This is a genomic window from [Mycobacterium] fortunisiensis, from assembly GCF_019050325.1.
Taxonomy (GTDB): domain Bacteria; phylum Actinomycetota; class Actinomycetes; order Mycobacteriales; family Mycobacteriaceae; genus Mycobacterium; species Mycobacterium fortunisiensis.
On sequence record NZ_VOMB01000002.1, the window covers coordinates 222,122 to 237,319 of the forward strand.

General features: G+C 66.8%; 14 protein-coding genes. 6 read left to right on the forward strand and 8 right to left on the reverse strand.

What is annotated here, in order from left to right; translation table 11 throughout:
* Positions 1-76: 76 nt before the first annotated feature.
* From FR943_RS01470 to FR943_RS01485, 4 genes are all read right to left on the reverse strand, one after another.
* Positions 77-2,029 carry a universal stress protein gene (locus FR943_RS01470; RefSeq protein WP_217154510.1) on the reverse strand — a complete coding sequence of 651 codons (1,953 nt, stop codon included), beginning with the start codon at positions 2,027-2,029 and terminating at the stop codon, positions 77-79.
* Between the two features lie 148 nt (positions 2,030-2,177).
* A complete protein-coding gene (locus tag FR943_RS01475) occupies positions 2,178-3,203 on the reverse strand; it encodes an alcohol dehydrogenase catalytic domain-containing protein (protein ID WP_217154511.1) in 1,026 nt (341 codons plus the stop codon).
* A gap of 2 nt (positions 3,204-3,205) precedes the next feature.
* A complete protein-coding gene (locus FR943_RS01480) occupies positions 3,206-5,125 on the reverse strand; it encodes a flavin-containing monooxygenase (RefSeq protein ID WP_217154512.1) in 1,920 nt (639 codons plus the stop codon).
* A 55-nt stretch (positions 5,126-5,180) separates the two neighbouring features.
* A complete protein-coding gene (locus tag FR943_RS01485; RefSeq protein WP_217154513.1) occupies positions 5,181-5,750 on the reverse strand; it encodes a Fic family protein in 570 nt (189 codons plus the stop codon).
* 29 nt (positions 5,751-5,779) lie between these two features.
* Between FR943_RS01485 and FR943_RS01490 the strand changes: the two genes are divergently transcribed.
* Positions 5,780-6,280 (forward strand): GNAT family N-acetyltransferase, encoded by a 501-nt coding sequence (locus FR943_RS01490; protein WP_217154514.1) that lies wholly within the window; start codon positions 5,780-5,782, stop codon positions 6,278-6,280.
* A gap of 17 nt (positions 6,281-6,297) precedes the next feature.
* On the opposite strand, the gene FR943_RS01495 is transcribed toward FR943_RS01490, so the two are convergent.
* Positions 6,298-7,191: a crotonase/enoyl-CoA hydratase family protein gene (locus FR943_RS01495; protein ID WP_217154515.1), complete on the reverse strand. Its 894-nt coding sequence runs from the start codon at positions 7,189-7,191 to the stop codon at positions 6,298-6,300.
* Between the two features lie 127 nt (positions 7,192-7,318).
* On the opposite strand from FR943_RS01495, the gene FR943_RS01500 reads away from it, so the two are divergent.
* Together FR943_RS01500 and FR943_RS01505 are read left to right on the forward strand one after the other, a co-directional pair.
* Entirely contained in the window at positions 7,319-8,797 is a 1,479-nt protein-coding gene (locus FR943_RS01500; protein WP_217154743.1) for an amidase, read from the forward strand.
* 81 nt (positions 8,798-8,878) lie between these two features.
* Positions 8,879-9,478, forward strand: a complete 600-nt coding sequence (locus FR943_RS01505; protein ID WP_217154516.1) for a carboxymuconolactone decarboxylase family protein — start codon at positions 8,879-8,881, stop codon at positions 9,476-9,478.
* 84 nt (positions 9,479-9,562) lie between these two features.
* On the opposite strand, the gene FR943_RS01510 is transcribed toward FR943_RS01505, so the two are convergent.
* On the reverse strand, positions 9,563-10,138 hold the full coding sequence (locus tag FR943_RS01510) for a TetR/AcrR family transcriptional regulator (protein WP_308170407.1): 576 nt from the start codon (positions 10,136-10,138) through the stop codon (positions 9,563-9,565).
* Between the two features lie 152 nt (positions 10,139-10,290).
* Here FR943_RS01510 and FR943_RS01515 point away from each other — a divergent pair, with 152 nt between their 5' ends.
* Together FR943_RS01515 and FR943_RS01520 are read left to right on the forward strand one after the other, a co-directional pair.
* Complete coding sequence (locus FR943_RS01515; RefSeq protein ID WP_217154517.1) at positions 10,291-11,613, forward strand: cytochrome P450; 1,323 nt, start codon at positions 10,291-10,293, stop codon at positions 11,611-11,613.
* Positions 11,614-11,635: 22 nt separating this feature from the next.
* Complete coding sequence (locus FR943_RS01520) at positions 11,636-12,490, forward strand: SDR family NAD(P)-dependent oxidoreductase (RefSeq protein WP_217154518.1); 855 nt, start codon at positions 11,636-11,638, stop codon at positions 12,488-12,490.
* A gap of 238 nt (positions 12,491-12,728) precedes the next feature.
* On the opposite strand, the gene FR943_RS01530 is transcribed toward FR943_RS01520, so the two are convergent.
* Both FR943_RS01530 and lysE read right to left on the reverse strand, forming a co-directional pair.
* Complete coding sequence (locus FR943_RS01530) at positions 12,729-13,646, reverse strand: alpha/beta fold hydrolase (protein ID WP_246584772.1); 918 nt, start codon at positions 13,644-13,646, stop codon at positions 12,729-12,731.
* 62 nt (positions 13,647-13,708) lie between these two features.
* Entirely contained in the window at positions 13,709-14,308 is a 600-nt protein-coding gene (gene lysE, locus FR943_RS01535; protein ID WP_217154520.1) for an L-lysine exporter, read from the reverse strand.
* Between the two features lie 310 nt (positions 14,309-14,618).
* Here lysE and FR943_RS01540 point away from each other — a divergent pair, with 310 nt between their 5' ends.
* The gene (locus FR943_RS01540; protein WP_246584754.1) at positions 14,619-15,146 is read left to right on the forward strand and encodes a GNAT family N-acetyltransferase; all 528 of its coding nucleotides are present in this window, start codon (positions 14,619-14,621) and stop codon (positions 15,144-15,146) included.
* Positions 15,147-15,198 lie beyond the last annotated feature (52 nt).

Genomic DNA, 15,198 nt, shown 5'->3' on the forward strand with positions numbered 1-15,198 from the left:
TGGTCCCAAGCTGTCGAACGGCCACTTATGACACGCGATACGGCCAAACGCGTGCGACAAGTGGCCATTCGAAGCGTCACTCGGGCACGACGAGGACCGGCGTCGTCGAATGCGCGACGACGGCACCGGCCACGCTGCCTTCCAGGTGACCCAGGAGTCCGCTGCGCCGGTGCGGCCCGATCACGATGAGGCTCGCATGGTGGTCGCGGGCGGTCTCGACGATGCCTTTCCAGATCGGCGCGGATTCGACGGCCACGCTGCGAGCATCGAACCCGGCCCGGGTGGCCAACGTCGCCCCGTGGGCAGCAGTCTGCTCGGCGACCCGACGTACCTCGGTGGCCTGATCGGCATCGAAGTGGGTGGCCGCAACGGGGGTGAAACCGACGTCGACGGGCTGCCAGACGCACACCACTAGGACCTCGCGGCCGGCCGGCAATTCGGCTGCCGCGCGTTCGATGGCCGAGGCGGCGCGGGCGGTGCCGTCGTAGGCGAACAGCACCGGCCCTGGGACAGAGGGCTTTTCGTGCCGCGGGGCCGGGGTGGCCGGACGGGCCGGCTGTGGTTCGACGGGCGGCGGCAGGCCGGGCCGCAGCCGGGCCAAAAGCGGTGGCGAGTACCAGGCCGGTGACTCGCCGTCGAGGAACTGGTCCAGGTCGGGCTGCTGGGGTCGGGCCCCGCTGAGCGCGTAAACGGCGACCCCGAACACCGCGCCACCGACTGCGAGCCCGAATCCGATCAGCAGGGCACTGTCGGCGCCGGCGGTCAGCCCGCCGGCCGCCCGGGCCGCGAAATGGGCGAAGATCGGCGCGACCATGAATGCCGCCACCGCCCGCAGCAGTTCGATGATCGCGAACACCCGCTGCAGGCTGTTGGACTGCAGCGAGAATCCGGCGACGAACAACGCCGGGGCCACCGTGGCACCCAGCGCCAGCCCGGTCAAGGCGGAGGCGAGCAGGGCCAGCGGCTGGTTGGCGGGCAGGGCCATGCGGAACACCAGGATTCCGGCGGCCAGCAGCACCATGCCCACCAGCGGCAGGTAGTGCATGGCGCGGCGGGTGATGACGAATCCGAACACGAACGCCATCACCACGGCACCGGCGAGCTCGGGCAGATACAGCAGCCCGACCTGCACGGGGCTGTAGGTCTGCATGAAGACCTCGGCGGTCAGGGCGGTGGCAGCCACCGAGGCCGCGGCGGCGAACAGCGCGAGGCCGACCCCGGCCACCGGGATCGAACTGGTCAGCATCGTGCGAATGGTCAGCAGCGGACGGCGGGCCCGGAACTGGTAGACGATGAGGGCCACGATCAGCGCCAGGCCGCCGAGCATCGGCAGGATCGCGACCGGGTCGGTGAACTCGTGGCTGGTCAGTTGGGCCGCACCGATGAAGGCCGCGGCGCAGCCGATGGAGGCCAGGCCGATGGCTTTGAGGTCGCGCGGCGCGTCGAGGTCGGCCGGTGGGGCGTCTTCGAAGGTCAGCGCCGCCATGATCAGCGCTGCCACCGAGATCGCGGCGATGATCCAGAACAACGGGCGCCACGCCAGGGCCTCGGCCTGGGCGCCGCCGATGAACGGGCCCAGGGCGACGGCCCCGAACACGCACATGTTCATGATCACGGCGGTGTAGCGCAGCTTGTCGCGCGGAAAGCCGATGGTCAGTGGCGGCGCTGCGGCGATCAGCAGCATGCTGGTGGACAACCCCTGCAGGACATGGCCACCGATGAACATGGTGGCGTTCAGCGCCGACGCGGCCAGCACCGAGCCCACCACGAGGACGACCGCGTACGCGAGCAGCATCCGGCGTTGGGGCAGGTGCTGGGCGAACTGCACGGCCAGCACGGTGCCGACGGCATACGCGGCGTTGCCCAGGCCGAAGCCCAGGCTCATGGTCTGGGCCGAGATGTGCAGCTGTTCGGAGATGATCGGCACCAACGGGTCGACCGCGGCCGACAGCGCCAGATAGGGAATCAAGGCCAGGGTGACCATGGTGGCCACCGCGGGGTACCGGCCGGCGAGGGGGCCCTGGCGCATCAGCGCCGCCCGGAGCGGGCTGTGAGCGGGGCGTGGCGCTTGGACGCCGCGTTCGGACAGTCGGCTGGCGGGTGTGGTTGGGGCACGTGCCCCGGAAACCGGCCGGGCCGGGCAACTTATTCCCTGTGCAAGGAAACTGTGACGGGCGTTACGTGGTCAGCCGGATCTTCAGGTGGTCCCCGGATCGCGCCATTGCGGCGGCGTAGCCCGCGGCCGCGTCGTCCAGTGGCATGGTGTCGGTGAAGATCCCGTCGACGTCCAGACGGCCGGCCTGTAACAGCGGGATCAGCTCGGGCCAGGTCTGCTGCACCGGGGCGGTGGTGAGCCGGATGGTCAGGCTGCGGATCAGGCAGGCCAGCGCGGGCAGCGGGTAGGGCTGCAGATCGTGTACGCCGACGATCGACACCGTGCCGCCGGTGCGGACCGCCTCGATCGAGTCGGTGATGGAGGAGTCGCTGCCCACCGCATCGATCACCGCGTCGACGCCCAGGCCGCCGGTGGCTTCCCGGATCGTCTGCACCGCAGGCGGCGCGATCCCCACCGCACCCCACTTCTGTGCGCGGATGCGCCGGGATTCCACCGGGTCGATCGCGAAAACCCTTGCGGCACCGAGCGTCAGTGCACTGCGCAGGGCGCACATGCCCACCGCGCCGAGTCCGACGATCGCCACCGAACCACCGAGCGGGATGTCGGCGCGTTTGGCCGCCGCCCACCCGGTGGCCAGGTTGTCCGTCAACAGCAGCGCCTGCTCGGTGCTGATGTTTTCCGGGACGGCCAGCAGTTGGAAGTCGGCCGCCGGCACCGCGAGCAATTCGGCCTGCGCGCCGCCGAGCACGCCGGAACCGAAGATCTGCGGGCCCTGCACGCAGCGGATCGGGTCTTGGGTGGCGCAGCCGCTACAGGCGCCGCAGCCGGCCACCGAGGACACCAAGACCCGGTCGCCCTTCTTGAAACCGGTTACCGCCGAGCCGGTTTCGACAACGGTGCCGACAGCTTCGTGGCCCAGCGACACCGGGTCGATGATCGGGTAGTGGCCTTCGAGGAAGTGCAGGTCCGAACCGCAGATGGCGGTCGACTCCACCTTGACGATCGCCCCGCCCGGCCCGGGCAGGACCGGATCGGGCCGGTCCCCGACATGGATCTTGCCGGCGGCATCGACCACGACTGCACGCATACTCAGGCCTCCTGCACGGTGAAGTCGGACCAGATGGGTTCGTCGATGGCGGCGCGGTATTCGCTGAGCCGCCACGGGCTGACGGTGTGGATCTCACCGTCGGTGTTCTTGAAATAGGAGTGTTTGACCGACGGGTGCGCCCACACCGTTTGGCGGATCTGTTCTTGTGAGCGCTGGTGCCACTCCCGGGTCGGTTCCGGAAGCGGTTCCATGGACTTCGCGGGTGTGGTGACGAGGTGCTCCAGGCACTGGTTGATGTAGCGCATCTGCAGCTCGGAGTTGAGGATCAGGCTGCCGCCGTGGGCCAGGTGGGTGCCGGGCCCGTAGGTCATGAAGAAGTTGGGGAAGCCGGGCACCGTGATGCCGCGGTAGGCGTAGGGCCGCTGTCCCCAGACGTCGTGCAGGTCGACACCGTCGCGCCCGGTGATCGTCATCGGAAACAACACCTCGGTGGCCCGAAAACCGGTGGCGTACACGATGATATCCACGTTGTACGTCTGACCGTCGGTGGTGACGACGCCAGCCGGTGTCAGGCGCTCGATCGGGGTGCGAATCAGCTCGACGTTGTCGCGCTTGAGCGTGCCCAGCCAGCTGCCGTTGTCCTGCAGCGTGCGCTTGCCGGTGGCCGGATAGTCGGGCAACACCTTGGCCAGCAGGTCCGGATCATCACCGACCTGGGTGGTGATCCAGTCGGTGAACATGATGCGGGCGATCGCGTTGATCTCGCTGACCGCATTGCTCTGATCGGCGTAGTCCGGGTCCACCCGCGCGGCGTCCAGGCCCTTGTCGGCGCCAGGCCAGAGCAGCAGGAACCGGTACCACCGGCCGTAGTAGGGAAGGTGTTCCATCGCCCAGCGCACCCCGTCGGCGACCGGTTCGTGATACATCGGGTTGGGGAACATCCACTGCGCGGTGCGCTGGAAGACCGTGAGATGGGCGACCTTGTCGGCGATGGCCGGGGCGATCTGGAAGCCGCTGGCGCCGGCCCCGATCAGGGCGACCCGCTTGCCGGTGACGTCGACGCTGTGGTCCCAGGAGGCGGAGTGAAAGGCCGGTCCGGCAAAGGTTTCCGCGCCGGGGAAGTCGGGGATTTGCGGCCGGTTGAGTTGGCCGACGGCGGTGATGACGGCGTTGGCCTGCAGGGTCTCGGTGCCGTGCGCCGAGCGGACCGTGACGTCCCAGCGCTCGCCGTTCCAGGCGGCCGACACCACCTCGGTGTTCCACCGGATGTTCGGCTGCAGGCCGTGGCGGTCCACCACGTCACGGAAGTACTGGCGCAGTTCGGGCTGCTCGGCAAAGAAGTGGTCCCAGTGGTTGCTGGGTTCGAAGCTGTAACAGTAGAAGTGGTTGGCCACGTCGACGCGGGCACCGGGATAGCTGTTCTCCCACCAGGTTCCGCCCGGGCCGGCGTTCTTTTCCACGATGGTGAAGCCGATGCCGGCCTGCTTGAGCCGGACCCCGGCCAGCACGCCGGATTCCCCGCAGCCGATCACGATCACGTGGAAGTTCCTGGCATCTTCGCCCAGGGCGGCGGGCCGGCGCGGATCGACGCCCTCGAGGTCGAGTTCCTCCAGCATCAGCGGCACGTTGTCCTCGTCGACCGGTTCACAGGCCGCCCAGTCCAGCATCTCCCTGACCAGTTCCGCGGGCAGCGGGTCAGGGACCGGGCAGCCGCGGTCGCGGTAGTCGGCGAGTATCGGCAGGGCGACCTCACGGGCCCGGGCCTTGTCCTCTTCGCTCATGAAGCCCTGCACCTCGTTGAGGAACAGGCCGGCCTGTTTGAACTCGCGGATGAAGCGCGGGTCGCCGGTGATGTGCACGAGCGAGAGCAGCAGCGTCGGGATGCTGACCTGCTCCAACGCCGCCGCGATCTCGGCATCGGGGGTGGTGAAGGGCTGGCCGACGTGGAAGCTCCGGGTCACGCGGCGTTACGCTACTGCCCGTAGCGTTATGTGACAAGGGCTGGTTGAAGCGTGATCACGCACGTCGTCCGGCTCGTTCGGCGAAATCGTCCAGTGCAGCCAGGATTTCAGGTGCGTGCCAGGCACGGTTACGCGCTCGGTCGGTGAACTCGACGACGATGCCCGCCCCGGTGAGAGGACCGATATAACGACGGGGATGGTCAGTGGAGATCCCCAGCTCCTGGCGCAGGAGCACACCGTTGACGACTGGCCGCCGGGTCAACAGGTCGGCGACTCTCCACACAGCCGAGTCCGACCGTGCGGTGACCCGGTCATTCCAGCTCGCCCGGATCTCACGAAGCTGGGTGATCAGTTGCCGGCCGTTGGCCACCGCGCGCTCGCTGGCGCGGGCGAACCGCTCGATGATGGGCGCGAGATCGCCTTCTCGGTAGGCGGTGAGTGCGGCGAAGTAGCCGTCGGTATCGGACAGCAACCCGGCGGACACGGGGACCGTCACCTGCCGGGTCAAGCCCTTGTTGCGCAGCATCGACTGCGCCAGCGCCCGGCCCGTGCGGCCGTTGCCGTCGGTGAACGGGTGGATGGTCTCGAATTGGGCATGGGCTACCGCGATCTGCGCGAGAGGCACTGAGGCTGGCTGTCATCCATACTGGCGAGGTGGATGTGTTGGCGACCATCGCACTGAAGCCCGACTGGGTGATCACCTTACGGCGCGCCCGTCGTGCCGACGTCGCCGAACTCGTCGCGCTGATCACCTCAGACCCGGTTGCTCAGACTCGTGGCGATCTCCCGGACCGGGACATCGCTCCGTATCTGGATGCGTTTGACGCTCTCGATGCCGACCCGAGCGAACTGCTCGTGACCGCTGATCGTAACGGAGCGGTGGTAGGCACATTCCAGCTGAGTTTTCTTCCGGGCCTCGCACGTCGCGGGGCGACGCGTGCGCAGATCGAGGCGGTCCGGGTCCGGGCGGATCATCGGGGGACAGGGGTCGGGGGTGCGATGCTGCGCTGGGCGATAGCGGAAGCGCAGCGGCGTGACTGTGCACTCGTCCAATTGACCAGCGACGAGCGACGTGTCGATGCCCATCGCTTTTATGAACGTCTGGGCTTCGTCGCCACGCACATCGGATACAAGCTCGAGCTCGACCCCGCGTAGGTCATCCCCGCTAGCGGTTACGGCAATCGCAGGTCGCCGCCCGCGACCCACTCCTCGTAGAACGGCGGCATCTCGGAACCCCGGCCGGAGAACTGCGGTGGCCGCTTCTCCAGGAACGCCCGCACGCCATCGTGGCCGTCTCCGATGCTCGTGTAGAACATCGCCAGGGAGTCCACCCGGTGTGCATCGACCGGGTGGGGTTCGGCGGCATTGCGGTAGAGCATCTGCCGCATGAGCGCGACCGAAACCGGTGAGCGGTCGCGTGTCCACGCATCGGCCAGCGTCCGTGCCTCGGTGATCAAGGCGTCGGGTTCGTGCACGGCTTGGGCCAGTCCGAGCTCGTGGGTTGCGTCGGCGGTGAGGATGTCGGATCGGTACACCAGGTCCAAAGCCGTTGGCATACCGACGATCCGGGGCAGGAACCAGGTGGAACACGCTTCGGGGGTGATGCCCAGCTTTCCGAAGACCAGCCCGAAGCGGGCCTTGGTCGACATCAGCCGGGCGTCCATGGCCAGTGTCATCGTGGCGCCGATGCCGACCGCGGCCCCGTTGATGGCGGCGATGACGGGCTTGCGGCAGGCGTAGATCGCCAGGGTCACCCGGCCCCCGGTGTCGCGGACCCGGCGCAGTTCAGGGTCGTCGAGGTCGGCCATGTCGGCCAGCGTTGGTGACTTCGACTCGTCGAGACCGAACACGTTGCCGTCACTGGACAGGTCCATACCGGCGCAGAACGCCCGGCCCTCGCCGGTCACGATGACGGCACGCACCGCGTCGTCGGCATTGACCGCAACGAAGGTGCGCTCCAACTCGTCGGCCATCTCGACGGTGAACGCGTTGAGGTTCTCTGGGCGATCGAGGACGACGGTGAGGATGCCGTCGTCGAGTTCGTGCCGGATCGTCGTGAAGTCCACGGATGCTCCTCCTCGGGTTGGTTGCTACTCAGCTTGCCCAAGTCGGAGAGCCCGCCGGCAATGACCCCCCATGGGCCCTGCCGGCGATAGCCCACCGTGCAACGTCGACACGGTCTACGTTCATGGGATGGACTTCGATGAGTATCGGTCGCACGACGCCACATCCTTGGCGAAACTGGTTGCGGACAAGCAGGTTTCGGCGGCTGAGTTGCTCGCCACGGCCCGGGAGCGGGCAGCGGCGGTAAACCCGAAGACCAACGCCATCGTGCGCGACGTTCCGGCCGCGCCATCGGACGATCTGACCGGCCCATTCGCCGGGGTCCCGTTCCTGATCAAGGACCTGGCGCAGGACTATGCGGGGTTGCCCACCTCGGCCGGTTCACGTGCGCTGATGTCGCTGAAAGCCTCCGAGCATGCCACTGTCGTGCAGCGCTGGATCGACGCGGGCCTGGTCATCTTCGGGAAAACCAACACCCCAGAGTTCGGCGCGAAGGGGATCACCGAACCGGACGCGTGGGGACCGGCCCGCAACCCCTGGGATCTGGCAAGGTCGCCCGGTGGGAGCTCGGGAGGATCTGCGGCCGCCGTCGCGGCGGGCATCGTGCCCTGCGCCGGCGCCAACGACGGCGGCGGATCGATTCGCATCCCGGCGGCCAGCTGTGGACTCGTCGGGCTGAAACCGGGCCGCGGGCTGACGCCGTCGGGCCCGCTGGTCGGTGAATCCATGCACGGTGCGGCTGTTCAGGGCGTCGTCTCCCGGACGGTGCGCGACACGGCGGGAATGCTCGATGTCCTCAGTGGCGGCGAACCCTGGGGACCGTATGTGCCGGCCGTGCCTGAGGAGCCGTTCGCATCCTGTGTGGGGGCCGATCCCGGAAAACTGCGGATCGGGTTGCGGGTACCGACGGCGATCAACCCGGCGCCCCATCCCGAGGCGTTCGCCGCCGTGGAGGCCACCGCTGCCGCACTGACCGAACTCGGCCACCATGTCGAGGAACTGCCGCAAGCGCCTTTCGATGACGCCGCACTGGCCCGCGATTTCCTGCTGACCTGGTTTGTCTACAGCGCATGGGAGCTCGCCGAAGCCAAGCGGTTGACCGGCGCGAGCGACGACGCTTTTGAACGTGACACGCTCATCATGGCGGCGCTCGGCCGCGCCACGAGCAGTATCGACTACCTGGATGCGGTGCAGCGGCGCCACGACCACACGCGGCGGCTGACCACCTTCTTCGAGTCGTACGACCTGCTGTTGACGCCCAGCCTGGCGACCCTGCCGCCGCGGATCGGCGAGTTTGATCTGCCGGTTGTGCTACAGCGCGCTGCGGACGCGCTGATCAAGACCCGGACCGCGAGCATGTTGCGCTACACCAAGATCGTCGACGACATGGTGGACAAGAACCTTGGCTGGGTGCCTTATACGCAACTGGCGAATATCACTGGCCGCCCGGCGATCTCGCTGCCGCTGCACTGGACGGCCGAAGGTCTGCCGCTCGGTGTGCAGTTCGTCGCACCGCTTGCCGGTGAAGCGTTGCTGTTGAAGCTGGCGGGCCGGCTCGAGGAAGCGATGCCGTGGGCCGGCCGCTTCCCTCCTCTCGATGAGAGATGACCTGCATCCACACCGGAGCGAAGGGGCAGGCTACGTTCGGGACACTCCAACGGTGTCACGACGGAAGGACGATCGGCTGACATGGCACGTATAGAGCCCCTGAGCGCCAAAGAGTTTCCGAAAGAGATGCGTGCTGCCCTGGCGGCGCTGCGTCCGGCCAACCCTAGGCATACGCCGCTGCCCACCACCGACCGCCCCAAGGCGATGCACGTCCTGGGTGCCATGGCGCATCACCCCGAGCTGGCCCAGGCCTACTTCACCTTCAACGGCCACCTCCTGCTGGGCACAACCTTGAGCGAGCGGCACCGGGAGCTGCTCATCATGAGGGTGGCTGCGGTGCGCAAGTGCGGCTACGAATGGGCCCAGCATCTTTTCGTCGCACGCGACGCCGGACTCACCGATGAGGAAATCGGGCGCATCGCATATGGACCCGAGGCGCCGTTCTGGAGCCCACTGGAGGCCGCGATGCTGCAGGCGGTGGATGAGCTCATCGAACCGGGCGCGATCAGCGAATCCACCTGGCAGGTACTGGCCGCCGAGTTGGACACCCGACAGCTTCTCGATCTGATCTTCACGGTCGGCGGCTACGACATACTGGCCCGGATGTTCAGCTCGCTGGGCCTGACCATCGATGACGACATCGCCGCCCTGATGGCGCGCTACGGCGAGCTGTTCGGCTGAGATGCGGGCGTGCCGGCAGAGCTGACCGTCGCTGTCGCGAACCAGCGTGCCGCTGTACTGGAAGCGATTGTGGCGACGCGTGATTCACCGCCGTGGTGTGCGCAGATTGAGGGTGCGTCGAGCGGTGGTGACCAGTTCATCGCGCAGCTCGCGGTCGTCGACACCGTCGAACGCCACTCCGACGGCCGACGAGATACCGGACATCACGATGGCGGCTCTGATCTGGCCGCTGGTGCCCGGTTCGGCGCCGGCCAGCAGATCCGCTTGGCGTTTGACGATCGCCGCCCAGCGCGGTCGTTGGCGTAGGAGGTCGGCGACGCCGGGGTCGCCGCTGAGGATGGGGAACAGGTCGCGGTGCGCCACTGCCAGGGCGACGTAGCCGGCGAGCATCGATTCGGCTTGCACCCGCGGTCCGCGCTGGGCCTCGGCGGCCTCGACGAGCTTTTCCAGCTCGTCGACGACGGGCTCCATGATCGTGCTCACGAGCTCGTCGCGGGTTCGAAAATGGTGGTAGATGGCGGATTTCGTCAGCCCGAGCTCGTCGGAGATCATCTGTAGGGATGTGCCGGCCACGCTGTGCCGGCGGAACAGGTCGATGGCGGCCTCGATCAGTTTTTGCCGGGTGGCGCCGGCTGCGGGGCTGTTCACTGCCGGGCTCACGACTCCACCCAAAATGTAGTGTGCCTAACAATATGTGGCTTCCTGACCATTCGTACAGTTTATACCTGTACGATTGGTCAGGAAGGAGCTTTACGTTTGGTCAGTTTTGGAGTCGATCTGGCCGACGTGCCCAGCCGTCCGAGGAGCGTTCCATGACATCAAGTACCGCGTCTCACCAGCAGTTACCTGTCGACACCTCGCCGCTGGAAGGCGTCGACTTCTTTCACGACGCGGCCATGGTCGCAGATCCCTACCCGGTCCTCGAGCGCATGCGAACCACCAGTCCCGTGCTTCGCGAACCGTCCCTCGACGTGGTGGTGGTCACCGGTTACCGCGAAGCGCAGGCGGTGCTCACCGACCACGAATCGTTCTCGTCGTGCAACACCGTCACCGGTCCGGTGCCGGGCTTCCCGGTGCAGCTGGAAGGTCTCGATGAAGCGACGGTCCGCGATCTGATCGAGGCGCACCGTGACGAGCTGCCGTTCAACGACCAGCTCCCGTCGTTCGATCCGCCCAAGCACACCGCGCACCGTTCGCTGCTGTCCCGGCTGATCACCCCGAAACGGTTGAAGGAGAACGAGGAGTTCATGTGGCGCCTGGCCGATCAGGTGCTGGAGCCCTATGTCGCCGGGAGTGGCGGTGAATTCATCCGTGCGGTCGGCAATCCCGTGGCGCTGCTGGTGATTGCGGATCTGCTCGGTGTCCCCGAAGCCGACCGGCCCGAACTCACCGAAAGGCTGACCGGTGATGTATCGCTGGGCAGCACCGACGAAACCGCCATCGAGCACGCTCCGCTGGAGTTCCTCTACACGCGGTTCGGCGACTACATCTCCGAGCGCCGCCGGCATCCTCGCGGCGACGTCCTGACCGAGATGGCGCACGCCACCTTCCCGGACGGATCGACTCCGGAGGTCATCGACGTGGTGCGGGTGGCCGCCAACCTGTTCTCGGCCGGCCAGGAAACCACTGTGCGACTGCTGTCCTCGGCCGTGAAGATCCTGGCCGAGGATGCCGAGCTGCAGGAGCGGCTACGGCGCTCACCTGAGCTTGTCCCCAAGTTCGTGGAAGAGGCCCTGCGATTCGAGAGTCCCATCCGAGGGGATTTCCGGCTCGCCCGCGCCGCCACGCGCGTGGGAGACGTCGAGATCCCTGCCGGGGCGGTGGTGATGGTGCATTACGGTGCGGCGAACCGTGATCCGCGGCAGTTCGACAACCCTGACGTGTTCGACCTGGACCGGCACAATGCCCGCCAGCACATCGCCTTCGGGCGCGGTATCCACAGCTGCATCGGGGCGCCGCTGGCCCGGGCCGAAGCGAAAGTGGTCATTCAACGGCTGCTGGCGAGCACCAGTGCCATCCAGATCGACGAGGCCCACCATGGCGCCGCCGACGCCCGCCGCTACGACTATGTGCCGACCTACATCCTGCGCGGCCTGACCGATCTGCACGTCACGCTGGCGCCGGCCGAACGCTGACCAGTCAAGGAAAGAGAAAACAATGTCAACAGATTTCGCACGTCGCGATCGTGCCGTATTCGACCTGTCGGGCAAGGTGGTGGTCGTCGTGGGCGGCGGGCAGATGCCCGGCCCCAAGATCGGCAACGGCCGGGCCACCGCCATCGTGGCGGCACGTCACGGCGCCGAGGTGGTGGTCGTCGACCGCAATCTGGCTGCCGCGCAGGAAACCGTGGACATGATCACCGCAGAGGACGGCAGTGCCTACGCCGTGGCGGCCGATGTGGCCGAGAAGGACGACTGTCAGCGGATTTTCGACACCGCGATGCAGAACAGCGGGCATGTCGACGGCATGGTCTACAGCGTGGCCATCAACCCGCCGTTCGACCGGGTGAACAACTCGATGACCGAGGAGGACTTCAACCACGGGATCAACGTGAACATGCTCGGTGCCTACTACTGCAATCTCTTCGCCGCGCAATGCATGGAGAAGAACGAGGGCGGTTCCACCGGCAGCATCATCAACATCTCGTCGATTGCGAGCATCAAGAACGAAGTCGGGCTCAACATCGGGATCATGCCCTACGCGCTGGGCAAGTGCGGCCTGAACTACATCACCGAACTCACCGCCACCCAGTACGCCGATGCGGGAGTTCGGGCCAACACCTTGATGCTGGGTCCGATCGATTCGACGTTGGGCAACACCGATTCCCAATCGCTGTTCGGTTTCGAGCCCGACGAGGTCGATGAGGCCTACCGTGAGGTGGTGAAGCTGAAGATGGGCCGCGCCAGCGCCTGGGAAACCGGCTATGCGGCACTGTATCTGCTGGCCGATGAGTCACGGTTCATGACCGGGCAGCAGATCCGGTTGGACGGCGGTGCGACCCTGGTGCGCTGAAGCCATCGTATATTCGGACACAGAAGTGGAGTGAAGTCGTGAAGGCATGGCAATACGAGGGAGTACTGTGTCGCCTGCGTCGGAAGTGATACGCACAGAGTTGTGATCGGTTATGACCTGTTCGAGTAAGGCGAACAGGTGCTGTTGAGCTTCACTAGCGCTGATAGTCACGGTCGAACCTTTCGCAGTACAAGACGACCGTACAACGCTGTGACGTTCAGCATCGGATCACTCGTACTCAGGTGATCGACCAGAACTCCAGCAAGGTCCGGATGGTCGCCACCAGCGGTAAGGGTTGATCCAGCATGGGGTGGTGACCGGCTTCGGCAAGTTCGACGAATGGCCCGCGCAGCTGCAGGATCGAGCGGATCTGGTCGGCCATCCGGGGTGGGACCACCCCGTTCTCGCACCGTAAATACCCTATGCGGCAGGGGATTCGGGCGAAGGCGTTCTCCAGGATCTCTTCGTCGGCAGGTGTCTCGTCCATGAGCAGGCCGCCGAAGATGTCGGGGTCGAACTTCCATACCCAGCCGTGGTCGGTTTGGCGAATCGATTCGGTGGCGATGTGGTGACCGATGTAGGGTAGCGTCACGTCTTGCTTCGGTACCGCGCGGAACCGGGCCAGGATGTCGTCCTCGGTGGGGTAGCCGGCGGTGTCCCGCCGCCGCTTGCGCAACCGGACTTCCTCGGGTGCGCGATCGCGCAATGGTGAATCGATGACCAAGATGCTGTCGATCTGCGCGCCGTAGTGGGTGGCGGCCGAGGCGCCCACCCAGCCGCCCATGCTGTGGCCGACGAGTGTGGGCCGGGCCGAGGAGCCGGACGCGTCGGAGGCCGCGAGCACTTCCTTGGCCCAGATCGACAGGGCGTATTCGGTGCGGCTTCCGCTGTCTCCGTGTCCGCTCAGGTCGGGGGCGATGACGAGATGGGTCGGGGTGAAAAAGGGTGCGATGTGGTCCCACCAACCGGAGTGGGCGCCGCCGCCATGGACGAACACCAGCGGCGGCTTGTCGGGATCGCCCCAGGTGCGGACGTGGATGGGGCAACCGTCGACGTCGATCGTCGAGTGCTGCGGCGTGTGGTCCAGGGCGGTGGTGAACCACGGAGGAGCGTCCGCCATAGGATGCGGGGCCGCGGCCTGGCCACGCCGGAACATGCGATTCACCTGGCAATTCTGTCGCATCGCCAGAATCTGCTCGAGACCCGCCCCGGCACAGGTCAGGACATCGCGAGGCTCACGCCGAGCGCGATCATCATCACCGCGATCACGCCGTCGAGAATGCGCCAGGTCATCGGGGTGGCGAACAGGCCGGCCAGCCGACGGGCGCCCAGGCCCAGGCCGGTGAACCAGACCGCGCTGGCGGCCACCGCGCCGGCGCCGAACAGCCACCGCTGGTCGCGGTGCTCATTGGCCAGCGAGCCGAGCAGTACCACGGTGTCGAGGTACACGTGCGGGTTCAGCCAGGTCAAGGCCAGGCAGGTGACGAGCACCTCGGCGAACCGGGCCGGGGTGCGTTCGGACGGGTCGAGCGTCGAGGGGCGGAACGGGCGGCGCGCAGCTAGCGCGCCATAGCCGATCAGGAACGCCGCCCCGCCGAACTTCGCCACCGCCATCGCGTCGGGGTGGGCGGTGATCAGGGCGCCGACGCCGGCGATGCCGGCCGCGATCAGGATCAGGTCGGAGACCGTGCACAGCGCGATCACCGCCACGACGTGTTCGCCACGGATGCCCTGACGCAATACGAAGGCGTTCTGTGCGCCGATCGCGGCGATCAGCGCGATGGTGGTGAGGAATCCGACGAGCACGGGTGAAGCCATGCGTTGACGGTATGGCGGTCAGTGGATCAAGTACAGCTAATGATTGTGATGATACATTAGTAGTTCTAATGCGTCTGGGTCGGATGGGGAACACAACCGAGGTGTGCCGACGACGAGTGCCACGTGGACCAGTTACCCAGGTATCCGGAATCCATCGCCGACGTAACGCGCGAGATGCGGCATGCTTTCGGCATGCCGGTGGTCATCCCGCCGCTAGATCGGCTTCACCCCGTCGGCTACCGCCTGCGGTTTGTCGGGGTTGGCGACGTTGTGGACGGTGACGAAACCGCAACCGAGCTGGCCACCATGATTGGAGACGACTGTTTTGTGTACGGAAAGCAATTGGGTCACTCGCGCCGAGGCCGACGCCGACATCCCCGCTATCCGCACGATCAACCTCGCCGCGTTCGAAACCGCCGAGGAAGCCGACCTCGTCGATGCTCTGCGCGCCGATCCGGCCTGGATAGCCGGCCTGTCCATCATCAGCGCGCGACCGGACGGCAAGCCCACCGGTTACGCCCTGCTGACTCGCTGCCACATCGACGACACTCCGGCGTTGTGCCTGGGACCGTGCGCAGTCCTGCCTGAGTACCAGAGGACCGGGGCGGGCTCTGCCGCGATCCGCGCCGCTCTCGTGGCGGCGGAGCAGGCGGGCGAGCACTTCGTGGTCGTCCTCGGGCATCCGACCTACTACCCACGGTTCGGGTTCACCCGCGCATCGCAGTACGGGGTTCGACTGAACATCGATATTCCCGACGAGGCATTGATGGTGCTCGGCCTCGACTCCGAGCAGCTGCCGAGCGGGACCGTCCGCTACGCTCCACCATTCGGGATCTGACAAGCCTGGGGACCGATGCCGGCTATCTGCAGGCGATGCCGGCCGCGTCCCG